A 19882-nucleotide genomic window follows, 5' to 3' on the forward strand; every position below is an offset into this window, starting at 1 on the left:
GAAGGGACGGGCCCGCAAGGGGTTCCGCATCGGATGGATCTCAAGCGATTTACACGTGGGCCACTGCTGTGGATCCTGGGCATCGTCGTGCTGCTCCTACTCGTCACTCAGCTTTGGAGTGGCGGCGGTAATTACAAGCAGGCCGACACGTCACTGGTTCTCCAGCAGATTCGCGCCGGAAACGTCAACAACGCCAAGATTGTCGACAAGGACAACCGGATCGAGGTGACGCTGACCAACCCGATCACGGTCAAGGCCGGCGACTCCCCGACGAGGCTGATCCAGTCCGACTGGGTCACGGGCTACGGCAGCAAACTGACCGACGAGCTCCAGGCTCAGGTCGACGCCGGCAAGACCAAGAGCTTCAACACCGAGGTGCCCCAGGAAAACTTCCTGGTCAGCATCCTGGTGAGCTTCCTGCCGATCGTCTTCATCGTGCTGATCTTCCTGTTCATCATGAACCAGATGCAGGGTGGCGGCTCGCGAGTGATGAACTTCGGCAAGTCCAAGGCCAAGCTCATCACCAAAGACACCCCCAAGACGACTTTCGCCGACGTCGCAGGCGCCGACGAGGCCATCGAGGAGCTCCAGGAGATCAAGGAGTTCCTGCAGGCCCCGGCCAAGTTCCAGGCGATCGGCGCCAAGATCCCCAAGGGCGTGCTGCTGTACGGCCCGCCCGGCACCGGTAAGACCCTGCTGGCCCGTGCCGTGGCCGGCGAGGCGGGCGTGCCGTTCTATTCGATCTCCGGTTCCGACTTCGTCGAGATGTTCGTCGGTGTCGGCGCCTCGCGTGTGCGCGACCTGTTCGAGCAGGCGAAGGCCAACGCCCCGGCGATCATCTTCATCGACGAGATCGACGCCGTCGGCCGCCACCGCGGCGCCGGCCTGGGCGGCGGTCACGACGAGCGCGAGCAGACGCTCAACCAGCTGCTCGTCGAGATGGACGGCTTCGACGTCAAGGGCGGCGTGATCCTCATCGCCGCGACCAACCGGCCCGACATCCTCGACCCGGCGCTGCTGCGCCCGGGCCGTTTCGACCGGCAGGTCACCGTCGACCGCCCCGACCTCGAGGGCCGCAAGGGCATCCTCAAGGTCCACGGCCGCGGCAAGCCGTTCGCCCCCAACGTCGACCTCGACGTCATCGCGCGCCGCACTCCCGGGTTCACCGGCGCCGACCTGGCCAACGTGATCAACGAGGCCGCCCTGCTCACCGCGCGGGCCGACCAGAAGCTGATCACGATGGACGTCCTCGAGGAGTCGATCGACCGCGTCATGGCAGGGCCCGAGCGCAAGTCGCGGGTTATGTCCGACAAGGAAAAGAAGATGATCGCCTACCACGAGGGCGGTCACGCGCTGGTGGCGCACGCGCTGCCCAACTCCGACCCGGTCCACAAGATCACGATCCTGTCCCGCGGCCGCGCCCTCGGTTACACGATGACGCTGCCGATGGAGGACAAGTTCCTGGCCACCAGGTCGGAGATGATGGACCAGCTCGCGATGCTGCTCGGCGGCCGCGCGGCGGAGGAGCTCGTCTTCCACGAGCCCACCACCGGCGCCTCCAACGACATCGAGAAGGCCACGGCGGTCGCCCGCCGCATGGTGACCGAGTACGGCATGAGCGAGCAGCTCGGCGCCCGTAAGTTCGGCACCGGCCAGGCCGAGGTGTTCCTGGGCCGCGAGATGGGCCACGAGCGCGACTACTCCGAGAAGATCGCCTCCACGATCGACGAGGAGGTCCGCCGGATGATCGAGACGGCGCACGACCAGGCGTGGGACATCCTGGTCGAATACCGCGACGTGCTCGACAATCTGGTGCTCGAGCTCATGGAGAAGGAGACGCTCTCCCGCGAGCAGGTGCTGGAGATCTTCGCCTCGGTCGTGGTCAGGGCGCACCGCCCGTCCTACGCGGGCTACGGCAAGCGGCTCCCCTCCGACCGTCCGCCGATCCTGACCCCCAAGGAGCAGTCGGCCAACGGCTCGCTCACCGCGGGCCACCAGGACGCCCTCCCGTCCGGGGACAGTGTGTGACTCAGTACGACGTCGACCTGGGCCGGATCGAGAAGGCCGTACGCGAGATCCTCTACGCCATCGGCGAGGATCCCGACCGCGACGGCCTCCTCGACACGCCGGCCCGGGTCGCCCGCGCCATGGCCGAGCAGTATTCGGGGCTCGGCCAGAAGCCCGAAGACGTCCTGACCAAGGTCTTCGACGTCGATCACGACGAGATGGTGCTCGTCCGGGACATCGAGGTCTACTCGACCTGCGAGCACCACCTGGTCCCGTTCCACGGTGTGGCCCACGTGGGCTACATCCCCAATGACCGCGGCCAGGTGACGGGCCTGTCGAAGCTGGCCCGGCTGGTCGACGTGTTCGCCCGCCGCCCCCAGGTCCAGGAGCGCATGACGTCCCAGATCGCCGACGCTCTCATGCGGGTTCTGGAGCCGCGCGGAGTCATCGTGGTGGTCGAGGCCGAGCATCTGTGCATGACGATGCGCGGCGTACGCAAACCGGGCGCCAAGACCGTCACCTCGGCGGTTCGCGGCGATTTCCGCACGAGCGACAAGACCCGATCTGAGGCGATGGCGCTGATCCTGGGTCGTTGATGACCGAACGGGGACCCACGATGTCAACATGTGTGGGGGAGCGCCTAGGCTTGGCCCATGACTAGCGTGCCCATCAGCGTGCCGGGAGGTGCGGATCGGTGCCTCGTCATGGGTGTGGTCAATGTGACCCCCGATTCGTTCTCCGACGGCGGCCTGTGGTTCGACGAGGCGGCCGCCATCCAGCATGGCCTTGAGCTGGTTCAGGAGGGGGCCGACCTGGTCGACGTGGGCGGCGAGTCCACCCGTCCGGGCGCGGCCAGGGTGTCCCTGGAGGAGGAGCTGGCCAGGGTCGTCCCCGTGATCAGGGCACTCCACGCCGAGGGAGTGGCGGTCAGCGTCGACACGATGCGGGCCGAGGTGGCCAAGGCCGCGGTCGAGGCGGGGGCGCGGCTGGTCAACGACGTGAGCGGTGGTCTCGCCGACCCGGAGATGCCGCGCGTGGTGGCCGCGACCGGCGTCCCGTACGTCGTGATGCACTGGCGCGGCCACAGTCATGACATGGACAACCGCGCGGTCTACGCCGACGTGGTCACCGAGGTCCGCGAGGAGCTCGGCAAGCGGGTCGATCTGGTCCTGGCCGAAGGCGTCGCGGAGCAGCAGATCGTGCTCGACCCCGGCCTGGGCTTCGCCAAGAACGCCGAGCACAACTGGGCACTGCTGGCCGGGATCCCCCAGCTGGCCGAGCTCGGCTACCCATTGCTCATCGGAGCGTCGCGCAAGCGCTTCCTCGGGCGCCTGCTGGCGGGTCCTGACGGCACACCCCGGCCGTTCAGCCGCAGCGACGCCGCGACGCTGGCCGTGACCGCACTGGCCGCCCAGGCGGGCGCCTGGTGCGTACGCGTCCACGAGGTGGGTCCCAACGCCGATGCCGTACGCGTGGCAGCCGCATGGAAGAGAGCCGGAGCCAACACATGAGCGTCGACACCGTCGCGATCGAGACGATCAACCAGGAGTTCTACGCCGCGATCGAGAACGCGGATCTCGACAAGATGACCGAGATCTGGGCCGAGGACACCGCCGACGACCAGGTGAGCTGCGTGCACCCGGGCTGGACCCTGCTCAGCGGCCGGTCCGAGGTGCTGCGGTCGTGGGCCCTGATCATGGCCAACACCACCTACATCCAGTTCGTGCTGACCGACGTCGACACGACCGTGCTGGGCGATGTGGCCGTGCTCACCTGCGTCGAGAACATCCTCACCGCCGGCGAGGAGGGTGAGTCCAGCTTCGCCGCGGGCAAGGTGGTGGCCAGCAACGTCTACATCCGCACCTCGCAGGGCTGGCGGCTGTGGATGCACCACGGTTCGCCGGTGCTCCAGGGAGATGACGACGAGGAGGAGGAAGGCGAGCTTGAGCCCTGATCGCATCGCTCTCAAGGGCCTGCGGGCCAGGGGGAGGCACGGCGTGCTCCCTGCCGAGCGGGAGCTCGGGCAGGAGTTCGTCGTGGACGCGACGTTGTTCCTCGACACCGCGCCGGCCGCGGCCGGCGACGACCTCACCAAGACCGTCCACTACGGAGAGCTGGCCGAGGCGCTGGTCAAGGTCGTGGAGGGCGAGCCGGTCGCGTTGATAGAGACGCTCGCGCAGCGGCTGGCCGACGTGTGCCTGGCCAGTGAGCTGGTGCGTAGGGTCGAGGTGAGCGTGCACAAACCGGCGGCGCCCATCCCGCTGCCGTTCGACGACGTGGTCGTGACCATTGAGCGGAGCCGCGTATGAAAGTCGTCCTCGCTCTCGGCAGCAATCTGGGGCCCCGGTTCCAGACGTTGCAAGGCGCCGTGGACACCCTGTTCGACGCCCCGGGGCTGGAGTTCGTCCAGGCGTCGCCGGTCTACGAGACCGACCCTGTGGGCGGTCCGCCGGGACAGAAGCCGTATCTCAACGCGATCGTGATCGCGGAGACCACCCTGCAGCCGCGCACGCTCCTGGAGCGGGCACAGAGCGTGGAGAACGCCTTCGGGCGGGTGCGCGCCGAGCGCTGGGGTCCGCGGACGCTCGACGTCGACCTGATCGTGGTGGGCGACACGATCTGCGACGAGCCGGAGCTGACGCTGCCGCATCCGCTCGCTCACGAGCGCGCGTTCGTGCTCGTGCCGTGGGCGAAGGCCGACCCCGACGCGGTGGTGCCCGGGCGCGGCCGGGTGGCGGAGCTGCTGGCGGGCATCGACCAGCAGGGGGTACGCCTGCGCGACGACCTGAAACTGCAGAGGCCCGATTGAAGCCCACCCATCCGGGCCGCCTAGTCGGCATCATCGCTGTTGTCGCGCTGATCGCGTGGGCGGCGGTCAGGCCCTTCTATTCAGACCTGCCCCTGATGCCGTGGACGGCGATCCCGACCGTGCTGCTGCTGGCCATCGGCGAGGGTTACAGCGCCTGGGTGACCAAGGCCAGGATCGCCAGGAAGCCGGGCACCAAGCCGGTGGAGCCGCTGTCGGTGGCCCGGCTGGCGGCGCTGGCCAAGGCGTCGGCGTACGCAGGGGCGGTGTTCGGCGGGTTGTTCGCCGGGTTCGGGCTCTACACGGTGCAGATCCTGGACCGGGAGACGCCGCGGGCGGAGTTCTTTGTCGCGGCGGGGTCGTTCGTGGCCTGCGTGGCGCTGATCTGCGCCGCCCTCTACCTGGAGCACGCCTGCCGGATCCCCAAGGACCAGGACGAGCACAAACCGGACTAAGACGAGCGCCTGCCGAAGAGGTAGATGACCGGGGCGGTGCAGATCAGCGGGCCGAGGATGGCGATCGGGCGCTCCAGCCACCATTTCAGGTCCGGCGGGATCTCGGTGCCCAGGCTGCCGAAGAGCCACCACGACAGGCCCAGCGCGATGGCCATCCCGGTCGTGTGGAAGAGGAAGAGCGGCAGCGAGTAGCGGTTGATGAACTCGTTCACCCGGCGCCAGCCCGGACGTTCCAGCACCCGCTCCATCGACGGCCGCAGCACCTCCACCAGCCCGACCTGGAACAGCAGCAGGGCGACGATCACGAACGTGGGCGGCGCCATGTTCGACCATTTGTCGCCCGGCACGCCCACCATCGAGCCCGGGTAGATGCCCGAGTAGACCAGGCCGAACAGGGCGAACAGCCCTGTCCAGAGCACCGCGATGTCATAGCGCCTGGGCAGGATGACGATCCGGTCGTAGAAGAACCCGGCCTGGTGGGCCAGCCCCCAGACGATGATCATGTTGAGCCAGCCGACCCAGTCGACCCCGTACCGGAAGCGCACGACGTCCACCACCAGTGACGCGCCGCCGAGCCAGATCAGCGCCAGCACGTCGTAGCGGCGGTGCAGCCAGAGCGCCACGGGCAGCAGCGCGATCAGGACGAGGTAGACGCCCAGGAACCACAGCGGGCTGAGCACCAGCAGCACCACCCGCCACATCCAGTCGACCTGGAACGTGTACGTCACGACCGCCCCGATGGCGATCCACACCCCGGACAGGAACAGGGCGGGTAAGGCCAGCGCGCGGATGCGCCGCCAGACGAACGAGCCGATGCCGACGCCGCGTTCCTTGGCCCGCTCCCAGGACAGCAGGTGCACGTGGCCGCCGACGTAGAAGAACAGCGGCAGCACCTGCAGCAGCCAGGTCAGGATCCACAGCCCCGAGGTGAAGCCCAGGGGGCTGGTGGGCTCGGGGCCGCTCGGCTTCCACTCCAGGATGGTGAACGCCCAGTGCCAGACCACCACGACGCAGAGGCTCAGGGCGCGGAGCCAGTCGACGTACTTGTCGCGCTCGACTTTCACTTGTCGATGTCACCCACGACGAAGAACATCGAGCCGAGGATGGCCACCATGTCGGCGACCAGGTGGCCGGGCAGCATCTCCCGCAGCACCTGGACGTTGCTGTACGAGGCCGAGCGCAGCTTGAGCCGCCACGGGGTCTTGTCTCCCTTGGAGACCAGGTAGTAGCCGTTGATGCCGAGGGGGTTCTCGGTCCACGCATAGGTGTGGCCCTCCGGCACCTTGAGCACCTTCGGCAGGCGCTGGTTGATCGGCCCGGGAGGCAGCGAGCGTAGCCGCGAGACGCAGGCGTCGGCCAGGTCGAGCGAGACCTTGAGCTGGTCGAACAGCACCTCGAACCGGGAGTGGCAGTCGCCGGCCTGCCGCGTGACGACCTTCACGGGCAACTCGGGGTAGGCGAGGTACGGGTCGTCGCGGCGCAGGTCGAAGTCCACGCCGGAGGCTCTGGCGATGGGGCCGCTGACGCCGTACTGCGTGATCTGCTCGCGGGAGAGCACGCCGACGCCCCTGGTGCGGGCGATGAAGATCTCGTTGTGCAGGATGAGGTTCTCGATGTCGGGCACGCGGCGGCGGGTCTCCGCGACGGCCTCCGACACCCGGTCGAGCCAGCCGAGCGGCAGGTCCTCCTTGAGGCCCCCGACCCGGTTGAACATGTAGTGCATGCGGCCGCCGGAGATCTCCTCCATGACCGCCTGGATGCGCTCGCGCTCGTTGAACGAGTAGAACAGCGGCGTGATCGCGCCGAGCTCCAGCGGATAGGAGCCGAGGAACATCAGGTGGTTGAGCATCCGGTTGAGCTCGGCCAGCAGCGTGCGCGCCCACACGGCCCGGACCGGGGGCTCCATGCCGAGCAGGCGTTCGGCGGCCAGCACCACACCCAGCTCGTTCGCGAACCCCGACAGCCAGTCGTGCCTGTTGGCCAGCATGATGATCTGACGGTAGTCGCGGACCTCGAACAGCTTCTCCGCGCCCCGGTGCATGTAGCCGATGATCGGCTCGGCGGCGGTGATGCGTTCGCCGTCGAGCGTCAGCCTGAGCCGGAGCACCCCGTGGGTCGACGGGTGCTGCGGGCCGATGTTGAGGATCATGTCCTCGGTGGCCAGCTCTTTTGCACCCGCGCCGATCCCGACCACACGTTCCGTCATATGGCAATGCTGCCACCGCGCCGGTTGCTGGGCCAGGGCGGGGCCGGGTCAAGGAATGGTACGGAAACGCATCCCTAACTCGGACACGGGGAGGAATACAAGGAACCGGGGGGAGATAACACCATGAAGAGAGTTGTGTTTGATGTCGCGGCGTTGATCGCACGGGTGGTGACCGGCGTGATCTTCTTGGTCCACGGCGCGCAGAAGTGGGAAGGCGGTCTTGCGGCCACGGGGCAGGCGTTCAAGGGGATGGGGATCCCGATGCCGGAGCTCGCCGCCATGTTCGCGACCCTCGTCGAGATGGCGGGCGGCATTTTCCTGATCCTGGGCCTGCTGGTGCGCCTGGTGGGGCTGCTGTTGCTGGTCAACATGCTGGGCGCCATCACGTACGTGCACGCGGGGCACGGGGTACTGTCCAGCGCCGGCGGCTGGGAGCTGCCCGGCGCGCTCGGGGCACTGGCCCTGTTGTTCCTGGCGCTGGGAGGCGGCCGGATCGGGATCGACGGGATCTTCGCCGCGATGTTCCGCCGGCGCTCGGAACGCCGGGCCGCCGAGGAGGAAAGCGCCGCGCGGCCACAGCGTTCGGAGCCGTCGAACGTCACGACCAGGCCCGGCGGCCTCACGACGCCCGCCGAGGCGCCTCGGGTGCCCAGGCAGCCGACCGAGCACCGGGCCGGCGGGGTCAACGACGACGACATGAGGGACATCGACGCCCTGGTCTCCGACGAGCCGCCGCCGCACCGCAAGCCGCCGAACCGCTCCGACGCCGTCTAGCGGCCGACTCAGCAGTCGACTCAGCGCCGACTCGACGGCCGACTCAGCGATTCACGAGGTCCCGCACGGCCTCGACCAGCCGGTCCACGTGCTCCTGCGTGGAGCCGATGCCGATGGAGGCCCGCACCGCGGAGGCGGTGCCGTCCTCACATCCGCCGTCGGCCTCACCCAACAGGTGCCGGACGAACGGGTGCGCGCAGAACTTGCCGTCGCGCACCCCGATGCCGTACTCGCCGGACAGCACCTCGGCCACCTCGCGGGCCGAGTAGCCGGCCACGGTGAACGACACGATGCCGACGCGCGGGTGGTCGTCCCCCCACAGCGACAGCTCCCGTACGCCCTCGATGGAGGCCAGCCCGGACCGCAGGCGCGCGATCAGCCGCTCCTCCTCCCGCACCAGCGCGGTCCAGCCGGTGGCCGTGAGCGCGTCACAGGCGGCGGCCAGGGCGATGGCGCCCAGCACGTTCGGGGTGCCCGCCTCGTGGCGCGGCTCAGGGTCGTCGTGCCACTCGGTGTCGTCGCCCACGGAGCGCACCGCGCCGCCGCCCTTGAGGTACGGCTCGCCGTCCGCGAGCCAGTCGCGCCGCCCGACCAGCACCCCGGCGCCGAACGGCGCGTACAGCTTGTGCCCGGAGAAGGCCACGTAGTCCAGGTCGAGCGCGGTCAGGTTGAGCCGCCGGTGCGGTACGAGCTGGGCGGCGTCCACCAGGATGCGGGCGCCGTGCCGGTGCGCGACGTGGGCCAAAGCGGCGATGGGCCAGAGCTCGCCGGTGACGTTGGAGGCGGCGGTGACCACGAGCAGCTTGGGGCCGTCGATGCCGGCCAGGGCCGCGTCGGCGGCGCGGACCGCCTCGCCGGGGAAGGCGGGCGGCGCCAGCCGTACGGACTTCTCCCAGGGGAGGAGAGAGGCGTGGTGCTCGGTGTCGAAGACCACGGTGGTGGTGCCGGCGGGCAGGCAGCGGGCCAGGAGGTTCGTGGCGTCGGTGGTGTTGCGGGTGAAGATCACCGCGTCGTCCGGGCGGGCCCCGACGAACGCCCGCACCGTGTGGCGGGCCTGCTCGTAGCGGGCGGTGGTGAGCTGCGAGGCGTAGCCCGCGCCCCGGTGGACGCTGGAGTAGGCCGGGAGCGCGGCGGTGACGGCGGCGCTGACCGGCTCGAGACAGGGGGCGCTGGCGGCGTAGTCGAGGTTGGCGTAGCCGACGAGCCGGCCGCCCTTGACCGGCACCTCGAGATCGGCCCCGAGCACGGCGGGGATCGGCCTGCTCGTGGCGACCGGAACGGCCTCGGCCTCGGCGGCGCGAGCGGGGACGGAGCTGAAGATCGTCAACGTGGACACGGCACATCTCCCTCAGGGTCATCGGACCCCTGGAAGCAGCCACGGAGCCCGCGCTTGCCCGCCACACTTCATGACGGACCAGGTCTTCACCCGGGGCACCCCGCCGCGGACGCGAGGGTTGCCGGCCAGCTAGCCGGGGCTTGTCGCTGGCACTCATGACCTACGGCGGAGACTATAACCCAATCCCCTCCATCGATCGCAACTCCGTGAACTTATTCGGCGGCTGACTCGTTGCTACCGGAAATCCCGCTCATGTGTCATGGAGGTGCGTAAATGTTGGACTGGGTGACCGACCCGCAGATCTGGATCGGCTTCTTCACCCTGGTCGCCCTGGAGATCGTGCTGGGGATCGACAACATCATCTTCATCTCCATCCTGGCCGGGAAACTACCTCCCGAACAACGGGACAGAGCCCGGGTGCTGGGTCTGGGCGCGGCCCTGATCACCCGGCTGCTCCTGCTGCTCGCCCTGTCGTGGGTGGTGCAGCTCACCGAGCCGCTGTTCGCCGTCTTCGGTCACGAAATATCGGGACGCGACCTGATCCTGCTGCTCGGCGGCCTGTTCCTGCTGGGCAAGAGCGTCACCGAGATCGGCCACAGCATGGACGGCCCCGTGGGCAAGGACGGCAAGAAGGCCGCGGCCGCCTCCTTCGCCTCGGTGATCATCCAGATCATGGTGCTGGACATCGTGTTCTCGCTCGACTCCGTCATCACCGCCGTCGGCATGGTCGACACGCTCGGCGTGATGATCGCGGCGGTCGTGGTGGCGGTGCTGGTGATGCTGTTCGCGTCGGGGCCGATCAGCAGGTTCGTGGACCGGCACCCGAGCATCAAGATGCTGGCGCTGTCGTTCCTCGTGCTGATCGGCGTGGTGCTCATCGCCGAGGGCTTCGGCCAGCACATCCCCAAGGGCTACATCTACTTCGCGATGGCGTTCTCGCTCGTCGTCGAGCTGCTGAACATCCGCATGCGGAGCAAGCGGACGGCGCAACAGGAGGACCCCACTCCTTAAGATGAAATAGTGCGATTTGACCCTTGGGATCCGGATTTCGTGGCGCACCCGTACCGGGTGTACGACGAGCTGAGGCGCGAGGCGCCGGTCAGCTACTTCGAGCCGACGAACCAGTGGCTGATCTCACGTCATGCCGACGTGAACGCCCTGCTCAGGGACCGCCGCCTGGGGCGGTCCCACCTCCACGTGGCCACCAACGAGGAGTTCGGGAGGCCGGCGGAGCCGGAGTTCCAGGAGCCGTTCTGGCGGGTGATCAGGGCGGGCATGCTCGACGTGGAGCCGCCGGTGCACACCAGGCTGCGCCGGCTGGTCTCCAAGGCGTTCACGCCGCGCATGGTCGAGTCGCTGCGTCCCCGGGTGCGCGCCATCGCCGCGGGCCTGGTGGACGCGTTCGTCGAGAAGGGCGGCGGCGACCTGCTCGCCGAGGTAGCCGAGCCGCTCCCGGTGACGGTGATCGCGGAGATGCTCGGCATCCCCCACGCCGACCGCCACCTCCTGCGCCCCTGGTCGGCGGAGATCTGCGGCATGTACGAGCTCAACCCGAGCCTCGAGGCCCAGCACACGGCGGTACGGGCGGCGTCGGAGTTCGCCGACTACCTCAAGACCCTGGCCGCGGAGCGCCGCCGGGCTCCCGGCGACGACCTGATCAGCGCACTGGCGCAGATCGACGAGCTGACCGAGGACGAGCTGGTCGGCACGTGCGTGCTGCTGCTCAACGCCGGTCACGAGGCCACCGTGAACGTGACGGGCAACGGCTGGTGGTCCCTGTTCCGCAATCCCTCCGAACTGGCCCGGCTGCGCGAGGACCGCTCGCTGCTGCCCACGGCCGTCGAGGAGGTGATGCGCTGGGACACGCCGCTGCAGATGTTCGAACGCTGGGTGCTGGAGGACATCGAGGTGCACGGGGTGGAGATCCCGCGCGGGTCGGAGGTGGCGCTGCTGTTCGGCTCCGCCAACCGCGACCCGGCGGTCTTCGAGGACCCGGACCGGCTCGACGTGGGGCGGGCCGACAATCCGCACATCTCGTTCGGGGCCGGGATCCACTTCTGCCTGGGCGCGCCGCTGGCCCGCATCGAGCTCATCGAGTCGTACGGCGCGCTCCTGGACCGGGCGGCCAAGCTCGAACTGCGGGAGGAGCCGAGCTGGAAGCCCGGCTACATCATCAGGGGGCTGCGGTCGCTGGAGGTCACCGCCGCTGGCTGAGCCAGCCGAACCCGCCGAGCCCCGCCGGGTCGATCAGCTCGCCCTCCTCCGACGCCCTGGCCAGCGCCCGGATGTAGGTGCGCGGCTCGGTGCGGGCCAGGTCGATCGGGGGCCGGGTGCCGGTGATCCCCAAAGCCCTCAGCGCGTCGCGCTGTGTGGACAAGGCTGTGGATATCGCGCCGGCCTGGCGCCCGGCCTCGGCGCACGCGTCAAGCGCGACATGAGCCGTGATATCGCAGGTCCCATCGGGGATCGGGGCAACGACCGCGCCGTCGCGGTAACCGGTCAACGTGCCACAGAGCGGCCGGTTATCCACAGGGTGTGCATAATCCACGGCAATCGCTCGGCCCCTTGTGAGACGTCCCAGGACGGAGGCCCACGCCTCGTCGCGGGGGCGGCCGATCTCCGCGCGCGAGCCCACCCGGGTCAGCGGCCACCACCGGTCGAGCCAGACGCAGTCGTCCGGTCGCGGCGGCCCGCCGAGGCGCTCCTCGCCGGTGCGGACGTTCACCATGATGAGGCGTGGCCCGGCGGAGGTCTGCTCCACCACGTCGAGCGGCACGTTGTCGAGCCACTCGTTGGCGATGGCCAGGCCCGTGAGGCCGGTGGGCACGCTCCGGCGCCAGGCGATCCGCTCGGGCAGGCCGTCCGGCCTGGGGGAGAGGTCGACGGCGGTGACGCGGAGCCGGTCGCGCAGCGCGGGCTCGGCGGCCTCCAGCACCTGGGCGACCAGCGTGCCCTCGCCCGCGCCGATGTCGACCAGGTCGAGCACGTCGGGACCGCCGAGCTCGGCGTCCACCTCCGACAGCAGCGCCAGCACCGCGTCGGCGAACGCCGGGGAGGCGCTGACCGAGGTCCGGAAGTGGCCTGAAGGGCGTTCGCGAAGGTAGAAGCCCTCCTCGCCGTACAGCGCGCGCTCCATTGCGGCGCGCCAGGTGAGCCACATGTCAGGACTATCTCATGACTTTCGAGTGACACGCATCGTCATCGTTTGACTACTCATTGTCGCGGACTTGCGGTACGTTTACCTAATGTCATCGAGCGTGCGCGTTGCGTCACTCCCATTTGGCGCGACCGACCGCTCCCGAGCAAGCACCAGCGGCCCCAGGCCGCGAAACCGAGAGGAGCCCTCGTGCTGAAGAAGGTCATGGTCGTCACAGGAGCCGTCGCCATGCTGTCGCTCGCGGCCCCGGCGCACGCCGACACGACCAGCGGCAACGGCAGTGTGCTCAGCGGCAACCAGCTGCACCTTCCGATCGCGATCCCGATCAACATCTGTGGCAACGCCGTGGCCGTCATCGGCGCCGCGTTCGCCGGCTGCCAGGGCGGCGCCACCGCCTACGTGCCGAGCCACCACTGAAAGAAGAGAGAACCCGGGCCGGCACTCGTCCGGCCCGGGCTCCGACTCCGGCTGGTCGGTCGGCGAGCGGCCGGCCGGTCGCACCTCCAAGAGGTCACATCCTGCGGGCGTCGGGTCCTGGATGAGGGGACTCGGCGCCCGCTGCCATGCGATGAAACCCCTCTCCTCATCTCTTCCGACAGGGGGTGCACGTTTTGTATGCCCTTGTCGCTTTTGTCGTTAACTCAACGGGCGGCAAAACCGCGGTCACGTAGGAGCCCTCGGGCGAGTCGCGAGACGCGCCCGACAGTCCGCAGCCCTTGAGAGGCCGTTACGCTGGTCGGCAGTGCCACAACAGAAGCCTGCTCGTCGGACCGGAGTCCAGCTCGTCGTGCCTGGTTGAGGCCAGGGCGGCAGTCCGCCCGGCAGGCTTCTCATCAGCAGGTCGACAGGGGTGTGACGTCATGGACGCAGGGGATCGCCCGGCACGGCTGACTGTCGGCGTACTCGGGGCGGGCAAGGTCGGCTCGGCCCTCGGTGCCGCACTGGCTCAGGCGGGCCACCGGATCGCGGCCGCGAGCGGCGTTTCGGACAATTCACAGCGATGGGCGGCCGACCGCCTCGGTGTCAAGCCGTCCAGGCCCGACGAGGTGGTCGCGCAGGCCCAGCTCATCCTGCTCACCGTGCCCGACGACGCGCTGCCCGACCTCGTCAACGGGCTGGCCACGACGGGTGCCGACCTCCACGGCAAGCTGCTGGTGCACACCAGCGGGGCGTACGGGCTGTCCGTGCTGGAGCCGGCGGCCAAGGCCGGCGCGCTGCCGCTCGCGCTGCACCCGGTGATGACCTTCACGGGCAGGGACGACGATCTCAACAAGCTCACCGGCATCTCATACGGCGTGACCGCCCCCGACGTGCTGCGGCCCATCGCCGAGGCCCTTGTGATCGAGATGGGCGGCGAGCCGGTCTGGATCGCCGACGCCGACCGCGCGCTCTACCACGCGGCGCTGGCCGGGGCCGCCAACCACATGGTCACCCTCATCGCCGAGTCGCAGGAGTTGCTGGGGCGCATCGGCGTCGAGCACCCGGGGCGGATGCTGGGCCCGCTGCTCGGGGCCGCGCTCGACAACGTGCTGCGGCTGGGCATCACGGGGCTGACCGGCCCGGTCGTCCGCGGCGACGCCGGCACCGTGCGCAGGCACGTGGACGCGCTGATCCTGGCGGCGCCCGAGGCGGCGGACGCCTACATCGCGCTGGCCCGCCTCACGGCCGATCGCGCGCTGGCCGCGGGGCTGCTCAAACCGGAGGAGGCGGAGCGGCTCCTCGACGCGCTGGGGGGCAATATATGGACCTGACGGTAAGGGGCATCTTATGGAGTTGATCGTCGCCAAGGGCCGGGAAGACCTGGTCAAGGCACGCCGGGGTGGTGAGGTGGCTCTGGTGCCCACCATGGGTGCGCTGCACGAGGGGCACAGGTCGCTGATCAGGCAGGCCCGCGTCCGCGCCGATCAGGTCGTGGTCAGCATCTTCGTCAACCCCCTGCAATTCGGCCCAAGCGAGGATTTTTCACGCTATCCCCGTACATTCGACGCCGACCTGGACGTGTGCCGGGCCGAGGGCGTGGATGTCGTCTTCCATCCGGACGCCGCGGAGATGTACGCGTCCGACCGCCAGGTGAGCGTCTCTGCGGGCCACATGGGCTCGATCGTCGAGGGCGCCTTCCGGCCCGGCCACTTCGACGGCGTGCTGACGGTCGTGCTCAAGCTGTTCAACCTGGTCCAGCCCGACCTGGCGGTCTTCGGGCAGAAGGACGCCCAGCAGCTCGCCCTCATCCGCCGCATGGTCGCCGACCTCGACCTGCCCATCGAGATCCTGGGGGCGCCGACCGTACGCGAGCCCGACGGCCTGGCCCTGTCGAGCCGCAACCGCTACCTGTCCGACGACGACCGCCAGGTGGCGCTGGCGCTCTCCCGCGCGCTGCGGGCGGGCGCGGCCGAGCTCACCCCGGCCCGGGTCCGTACGGTGGCCCAGGAGGTGCTCGACGCGGCCGGGCCCCGGCTCACGACCGACTATCTGGCGCTGGTCGATCCCGCGACGTTCGCCGAGGTGGACGAGTCGTACGCGGGGATGGCCGTGCTCGCGGTCGCCGCCACGGTGGGCACCACCCGGTTGATCGACAACGTCACCCTCACCTTGAATCCCGCCTGAGGCGGTTTACCGTCGGGTCATGACCGACGAGGAGCTGCGGGACGAGTTGCTCCGGCGCATGGAGATGGACCAGGCGATGCGCGACCCGGCCAAGGGTTTTCCCGACGACCGGCAGCTGGCGCGGCTGCAGAAGCTCGACGAGGGAAACACCGCCTGGCTCTACTCCGTGGTCGCCACCCGCGGCTGGCCGCTGGTCTCGCAGGTCGGGCACCGGGCCGCGCGGGCGGCCTGGCTGCTGGCCCAGCACGCCACCTCCCACCGGGCGCAGCGGGTCTTCCACGAGGCGATGGCCGACGCGGTCGAGCGCGAGGAGGCCTCGCCGCGTGACTTCGCGTACCTGGAGGACCGGGTACGCGTCCGCTCGGGCCGTCCCCAGCTCTACGGGACGCAGTTCCACGACGGCGTCGGCGGCCTGGAGCCCATGCCGATCGAGGACCCAGGCCTGCTCGACGAGCGCCGCGCGGCCGTGGGGCTGGAGCCGTTCGCCGAGTACGAGGCGTTCATCCGGAAAACAGAGGGCCGCTGACATCTCACTCCGCACGAGGCGTTATCGTCATATTGACGAAATCCCTCAGTGAGGAGATCCCTGATGAGTGCACCGGCGATTCCCCTGCGGCTGACCGCGCCCGCGGCCGGCTGGACCGTCGAGGCGGACGTGGTCGTCATCGGCTCCGGTGTCGCGGGCCTGACCGTGGCCCTGCGCCACGCGGAGCTGGAGCCGTCCGCCAAGGTGCTGGTCGTCACCAAGGACGTGCTGTCGGCGGGCTCCACCCGGTGGGCCCAGGGCGGCATCGCGGCCGTGCTCGACCCCCGCGACACCCCTGACGAGCACCTGAACGACACGTTGATCGCCGGCGTCGGGCTGTGCGACGTGCGGGCGGTGCGCACGCTCGTCACGGAGGGGCCCGGCGCGCTGCGGCGGCTCATCGGCCGCGGCGCCCGTTTCGACCGCACCCCCGACGGGGAGCTCCAGCTCACCAGGGAAGGTGGGCACCGGCGCGACCGGATCGTGCACGCGGGCGGCGACGCCACGGGCGCCGAGGTGCAGCGGGCGCTCGTCGAGGCCGTGCGCGCCTCGGAGATCGAGGTGATCGAGCACGCGCTGGTGCTCGACCTGCTCAAGGACGCGCGGGGCCGGGCCAGGGGAGTGACGCTGCACGTCATGGGCGAGGGCGCCCGCGACGGGGTGGGCGCGGTGCGCGCCAGGGCGGTGGTGCTGGCCACCGGCGGCATGGGCCAGGTCTACTCGGCCACCACCAACCCCGCCGTCTCCACAGGCGACGGGGTCGCGCTCGCGCTGCGGGCCGGGGCCGTGGTGCGCGACATCGAGTTCGTCCAGTTCCACCCGACCGTGCTGTGGCTCGGCGAGGGCTCGACGGGCCAACAGCCGCTGATCTCGGAGGCGGTCAGGGGCGAGGGCGCGTACCTGGTCGACCACGAGGGTGTCAGGTTCATGCAGGGCGCGCACGAGCTGGCCGACCTGGCGCCGCGCGACATCGTGGCCAAGGCGATCATGCGGAGGATACGCGAGACGGGCCGCGACCACATGTACCTCGACGGCCGCCACTTCGGCCGCGAGAAGTGGGAGACCCGCTTCCCCACGATCTACGCCGTCTGCCGCGAGCACGGCATCGACCCGGCCACCGAGCCGATCCCCGTGGCCCCGGCCGCCCATTACGCGAGCGGCGGCGTCATGACGGACCTGCGCGGCCGTACCTCGATCGAGGGCCTGTACGCGTGCGGCGAGGTGGCCTGCACCGGCGTGCACGGCGCCAACCGGCTGGCCTCCAACTCCCTGCTCGAAGGGCTCGTCTTCGCCGAGCGCATCGCCGAGGACATCCAGGCGGTACGCCCCGCGCCGGGCGAGCCGGTCGAGAGCGGCGCCGCCTCCGGCCTGGTGGACCCGAGGGTCAGGACCAGGATCCAGGCGCACATGAGCACCGGGGCGAGCGTGCTGCGCAGCCGCGAGTCGCTGCTGGCCACGGCCAGGGCGCTGCGCGACGCCCGCTGGACGCCGGTCGAGGTGCCCGCCTGCACCGAGTCCTGGGAGGCCACCAACCTGCTCACCGTCGCCACCGTGCTCACCGGCGCGGCGGCGGCCAGGCTCGAGACCCGCGGCTCGCACTGGCGCGAGGACTACGGCACCCGTGACGACAACGAATGGCTGGGCCACCTGGACGTGACCCTGACCGAGGAGGGCCCCCGCATGACGTACACGCCCCACGGCGACGCGATTCCGCCGCGCCTGGCGCAGGAACTGACCGCCGCCGGGCTGGACCCGGCCGAGGTGGACGTGCTGATCGACCGGGCGCTGGCCGAGGACCTGCAGGACGCCGGCGACGTGACGAGCGTGGCCACGATCCCGGCGGAGCAGCGCTCGGTGGCCGACGTGGTGGCCCGCAAGGACGGCGTCGTGGCCGGGCTGGCGGTCGCGGAGGCGGTGTTCGTCCGGCTGGGCGCCGCCCGTACCGAGAGGAGGGCCAAGGACGGCGAGCGGGTGCGGGCCGGAGACGTCCTGATGACGGTCGAGGGGCCGGTACGGGCCCTGCTGACGGCCGAGCGCACCGCGCTCAACCTGCTCACGCACCTGTCCGGGGTGGCCACGCTGACCGGCAGGTGGGTGGAGGCGATCAGTGGCACGGCGGCGCGCGTGCGGGACAGCCGCAAGACGCTGCCGGGGCTGCGGGCGCTGGAGAAGTACGCGGTGCGCTGCGGCGGCGGCGTGAACCACCGGATGTCGCTGTCGGACGCCGCGCTGATCAAGGACAACCACGTCGTGGCGGCCGGTGGGGTGGCCGAGGCGTTCAGGGCGGTCAGGGAGCGCTACCCCGACCTGCCGATCGAGGTGGAGATCGACCGGCTCGATCAACTGGAGGCCGTATTGGACGAGGGGGCCGAGGAGATCCTGCTGGACAACTTCACGATCGAGGACACGGACCGTGCCGTACATGTCGTGAAAAATCGGGCAGGGAACAGGGTTGCGCTCGAAGCCAGCGGGGGATTGACCTTGGAATCGGCTCGTCGCGTGGCCGAAACTGGCGTTGACTATCTGGCGGTGGGAGCGCTGACGCACTCTGCGCCGGCTCTGGACATCGCATTGGATCTGCGGGGGTAATTGATGCTGCTCACGATCGACGTCGGCAACACGCACACCGTGCTCGGGCTGTTCGAGGGCGAGGACGTCATCGAGCATTGGCGGCTGGCCACCGACGCCCGCCGCACCGCCGACGAGATCGCCGTCGTCCTCCAGGGGCTGCTGGCGCAGTCGCCGCTGCTCAAGGGGGCCGACATTGACGGCATCGCCATCTGTTCGACCGTTCCGAGCGTGCTCAACGAGATGCGTGAGATGTGCCGCCGCTACTACGGCGACGTGACGGCGGTGATCGTGGAGCCGGGCATCCGCACCGGGGTGCCCGTACGCATGGACAACCCCAAAGAGGTCGGCAGCGACCGCATCGTGAACGCGCTGGCGGCCATCGAGCAGTACGGCGGCCCCTGCGTCATCGTCGACTTCGGCACCGCGACCTCGTTCGACGCGGTGTCGGCCAAGGGCGAGTACGTCGGCGCGGTGACCGCGCCCGGCATCGAGATCTCGGTCGACGCGCTGGCCGCCGCCGGGGCCCAACTGCACAAGGTGGAGCTGGTCAGGCCGCGCTCGGTGATCGCCAAGAACACTGTGGAGGCCCTGCAGGCCGGCATCATCTACGGCTTCGCGGGCCAGGTGGACGGGATCGTGGAGCGGATGGCGGCCGAGCTGGCCGACGACCCCGACGAGGTGACGGTGGTGGCCACGGGCGGGCACGCGGCGCTGGTGGTGGGCGAGTCGCGCTCCATCGACGTGCACGAGCCGTGGCTGACGCTCATCGGCCTGCGCCTGATCTACAAGCGGAACACGGCCTGAGCCCCGACAGGAAAAAGCGGCCTCCCGCCCGGGTGGGAGGCCGCTCGCACGTCCGGGGACGACTCGTCACTCGCTCTCGGCGGTGTAGATGTAGTCCCAGGGGCTGCACTTCGTGGGGTAGTTGCTGTACTGGCCGATCTGGCAGACCTTCACCCGCACGCTGAAGACGTCGTTCTCCGAGAAGGTGAACTTCTTGTAGCCGGGGAAGCCGCAGTACTTCTTGGAGAAGACCGGCGACCAGTCGTGGTCGAAGTCGCTGGCCTCGAACTTCACGAATGCGCACTTGCCGCCCTCGTCCTCGTCGCGGTTGTCCAGGTCGTAGAGCCGGCCCTTGACGGTGACCTCGTTCGACTCGCCGTCCTCGTCCCAGCTGACGCCGATCCAGCCCTGCGACTTCGCCAGGCCGTTCTTGGAGTAGACGGGGCTCCAGTAGTCGGAGTAGTCGTCGTCGTGGTTCGCGGCGCCGGCCGTGGCGGCGTTGGCGGCGGAAGGCAGCGACAGGGCCAGAGCGCTGGTGGCGGCGACGGCGAGGAAGCCTGTCGCGATCTTCTTCAACATCTTCTCTCCTTGAGCTCCCCTTGGACCGGCTCCCTACCGGTTCCCCCCTGAGCTCGTGAGACATTGATAGAAGAGGGC

General features: G+C 69.7%; 21 protein-coding genes and 1 riboswitch. Of the genes, 16 read left to right on the forward strand and 5 right to left on the reverse strand.

Annotated features, from left to right (window positions below):
• Positions 1-33 precede the first annotated feature (33 nt).
• The 7 genes from ftsH (at position 34) to ACIHFD_RS43970 (ending at position 5268) form a co-directional block, all read left to right on the forward strand.
• A complete protein-coding gene (gene ftsH / locus ACIHFD_RS43940) occupies positions 34-2028 on the forward strand; it encodes an ATP-dependent zinc metalloprotease FtsH (RefSeq protein ID WP_397371975.1) in 1995 nt (664 codons plus the stop codon).
• Entirely contained in the window at positions 2025-2603 is a 579-nt protein-coding gene (folE, locus tag ACIHFD_RS43945) for a GTP cyclohydrolase I FolE (protein ID WP_192788835.1), read from the forward strand. Before ftsH ends, folE begins: the two co-directional genes overlap by 4 nt.
• A 108-nt stretch (positions 2604-2711) precedes the next feature.
• Positions 2712-3518 (forward strand): dihydropteroate synthase, encoded by an 807-nt coding sequence (folP, locus tag ACIHFD_RS43950; RefSeq protein ID WP_397372035.1) that lies wholly within the window; start codon positions 2712-2714, stop codon positions 3516-3518.
• Positions 3515-3961 (forward strand): nuclear transport factor 2 family protein, encoded by a 447-nt coding sequence (locus ACIHFD_RS43955; RefSeq protein ID WP_364245492.1) that lies wholly within the window; start codon positions 3515-3517, stop codon positions 3959-3961. The genes folP and ACIHFD_RS43955 overlap by 4 nt, the downstream gene beginning before the upstream one ends.
• Entirely contained in the window at positions 3924-4316 is a 393-nt protein-coding gene (gene folB, locus ACIHFD_RS43960; RefSeq protein ID WP_350723768.1) for a dihydroneopterin aldolase, read from the forward strand. The genes ACIHFD_RS43955 and folB overlap by 38 nt, the downstream gene beginning before the upstream one ends.
• Positions 4313-4816 carry a 2-amino-4-hydroxy-6-hydroxymethyldihydropteridine diphosphokinase gene (gene folK / locus ACIHFD_RS43965; RefSeq protein WP_350723766.1) on the forward strand — a complete coding sequence of 168 codons (504 nt, stop codon included), beginning with the start codon at positions 4313-4315 and terminating at the stop codon, positions 4814-4816. Before folB ends, folK begins: the two co-directional genes overlap by 4 nt.
• Complete coding sequence (locus ACIHFD_RS43970) at positions 4813-5268, forward strand: DUF3180 domain-containing protein (protein WP_350723765.1); 456 nt, start codon at positions 4813-4815, stop codon at positions 5266-5268. The genes folK and ACIHFD_RS43970 overlap by 4 nt, the downstream gene beginning before the upstream one ends.
• On the opposite strand, the gene ACIHFD_RS43975 is transcribed toward ACIHFD_RS43970, so the two are convergent.
• Both ACIHFD_RS43975 and ACIHFD_RS43980 read right to left on the reverse strand, forming a co-directional pair.
• The gene (locus ACIHFD_RS43975; RefSeq protein WP_397371976.1) at positions 5265-6332 is read right to left on the reverse strand and encodes an acyltransferase; all 1068 of its coding nucleotides are present in this window, start codon (positions 6330-6332) and stop codon (positions 5265-5267) included. The two genes, ACIHFD_RS43970 and ACIHFD_RS43975, sit on opposite strands and share 4 nt — an antisense overlap.
• Positions 6329-7474: an NADH-quinone oxidoreductase subunit D gene (locus tag ACIHFD_RS43980; RefSeq protein ID WP_397371977.1), complete on the reverse strand. Its 1146-nt coding sequence runs from the start codon at positions 7472-7474 to the stop codon at positions 6329-6331. Before ACIHFD_RS43980 ends, ACIHFD_RS43975 begins: the two co-directional genes overlap by 4 nt.
• A gap of 123 nt (positions 7475-7597) precedes the next feature.
• Here ACIHFD_RS43980 and ACIHFD_RS43985 point away from each other — a divergent pair, with 123 nt between their 5' ends.
• Positions 7598-8248, forward strand: a complete 651-nt coding sequence (locus tag ACIHFD_RS43985; protein ID WP_397371978.1) for a DoxX family protein — start codon at positions 7598-7600, stop codon at positions 8246-8248.
• A 43-nt stretch (positions 8249-8291) separates the two neighbouring features.
• Here ACIHFD_RS43985 and ACIHFD_RS43990 read toward each other — a convergent pair whose 3' ends face one another.
• Entirely contained in the window at positions 8292-9584 is a 1293-nt protein-coding gene (locus ACIHFD_RS43990) for an aminotransferase class V-fold PLP-dependent enzyme (protein ID WP_397371979.1), read from the reverse strand.
• Positions 9585-9629: 45 nt separating this feature from the next.
• A riboswitch (SAM riboswitch) is annotated at positions 9630-9745 on the reverse strand.
• Between the two features lie 112 nt (positions 9746-9857).
• Between ACIHFD_RS43990 and ACIHFD_RS43995 the strand changes: the two genes are divergently transcribed.
• Together ACIHFD_RS43995 and ACIHFD_RS44000 are read left to right on the forward strand one after the other, a co-directional pair.
• On the forward strand, positions 9858-10595 hold the full coding sequence (locus ACIHFD_RS43995) for a TerC family protein (RefSeq protein WP_397371980.1): 738 nt from the start codon (positions 9858-9860) through the stop codon (positions 10593-10595).
• A 9-nt stretch (positions 10596-10604) separates the two neighbouring features.
• On the forward strand, positions 10605-11798 hold the full coding sequence (locus tag ACIHFD_RS44000; protein ID WP_350723759.1) for a cytochrome P450: 1194 nt from the start codon (positions 10605-10607) through the stop codon (positions 11796-11798).
• On the opposite strand, the gene ACIHFD_RS44005 is transcribed toward ACIHFD_RS44000, so the two are convergent.
• On the reverse strand, positions 11782-12744 hold the full coding sequence (locus ACIHFD_RS44005; protein ID WP_397371981.1) for an SAM-dependent methyltransferase: 963 nt from the start codon (positions 12742-12744) through the stop codon (positions 11782-11784). The two genes, ACIHFD_RS44000 and ACIHFD_RS44005, sit on opposite strands and share 17 nt — an antisense overlap.
• Positions 12745-12930: 186 nt before the next feature.
• On the opposite strand from ACIHFD_RS44005, the gene ACIHFD_RS44010 reads away from it, so the two are divergent.
• The 6 genes from ACIHFD_RS44010 to ACIHFD_RS44035 all read left to right on the forward strand — a co-directional run bounded on the left by ACIHFD_RS44010 (position 12931) and on the right by ACIHFD_RS44035 (position 19246).
• Positions 12931-13158, forward strand: a complete 228-nt coding sequence (locus tag ACIHFD_RS44010; RefSeq protein ID WP_397371982.1) for a chaplin family protein — start codon at positions 12931-12933, stop codon at positions 13156-13158.
• A gap of 443 nt (positions 13159-13601) precedes the next feature.
• Positions 13602-14492: a DUF2520 domain-containing protein gene (locus tag ACIHFD_RS44015; RefSeq protein ID WP_350723753.1), complete on the forward strand. Its 891-nt coding sequence runs from the start codon at positions 13602-13604 to the stop codon at positions 14490-14492.
• Between the two features lie 16 nt (positions 14493-14508).
• The gene (gene panC, locus ACIHFD_RS44020) at positions 14509-15345 is read left to right on the forward strand and encodes a pantoate--beta-alanine ligase (RefSeq protein WP_350723751.1); all 837 of its coding nucleotides are present in this window, start codon (positions 14509-14511) and stop codon (positions 15343-15345) included.
• Between the two features lie 19 nt (positions 15346-15364).
• On the forward strand, positions 15365-15871 hold the full coding sequence (locus ACIHFD_RS44025) for a DUF6624 domain-containing protein (RefSeq protein ID WP_397371983.1): 507 nt from the start codon (positions 15365-15367) through the stop codon (positions 15869-15871).
• A gap of 63 nt (positions 15872-15934) precedes the next feature.
• Positions 15935-18460: an L-aspartate oxidase gene (locus tag ACIHFD_RS44030; RefSeq protein ID WP_397371984.1), complete on the forward strand. Its 2526-nt coding sequence runs from the start codon at positions 15935-15937 to the stop codon at positions 18458-18460.
• A gap of 3 nt (positions 18461-18463) precedes the next feature.
• Positions 18464-19246 (forward strand): type III pantothenate kinase, encoded by a 783-nt coding sequence (locus ACIHFD_RS44035; RefSeq protein ID WP_363977717.1) that lies wholly within the window; start codon positions 18464-18466, stop codon positions 19244-19246.
• Between the two features lie 66 nt (positions 19247-19312).
• Here ACIHFD_RS44035 and ACIHFD_RS44040 read toward each other — a convergent pair whose 3' ends face one another.
• The gene (locus ACIHFD_RS44040; protein ID WP_350723746.1) at positions 19313-19804 is read right to left on the reverse strand and encodes a hypothetical protein; all 492 of its coding nucleotides are present in this window, start codon (positions 19802-19804) and stop codon (positions 19313-19315) included.
• Between the last annotated feature and the right edge of the window lie 78 nt (positions 19805-19882).

Source organism: Nonomuraea sp. NPDC051941, assembly GCF_044593615.1.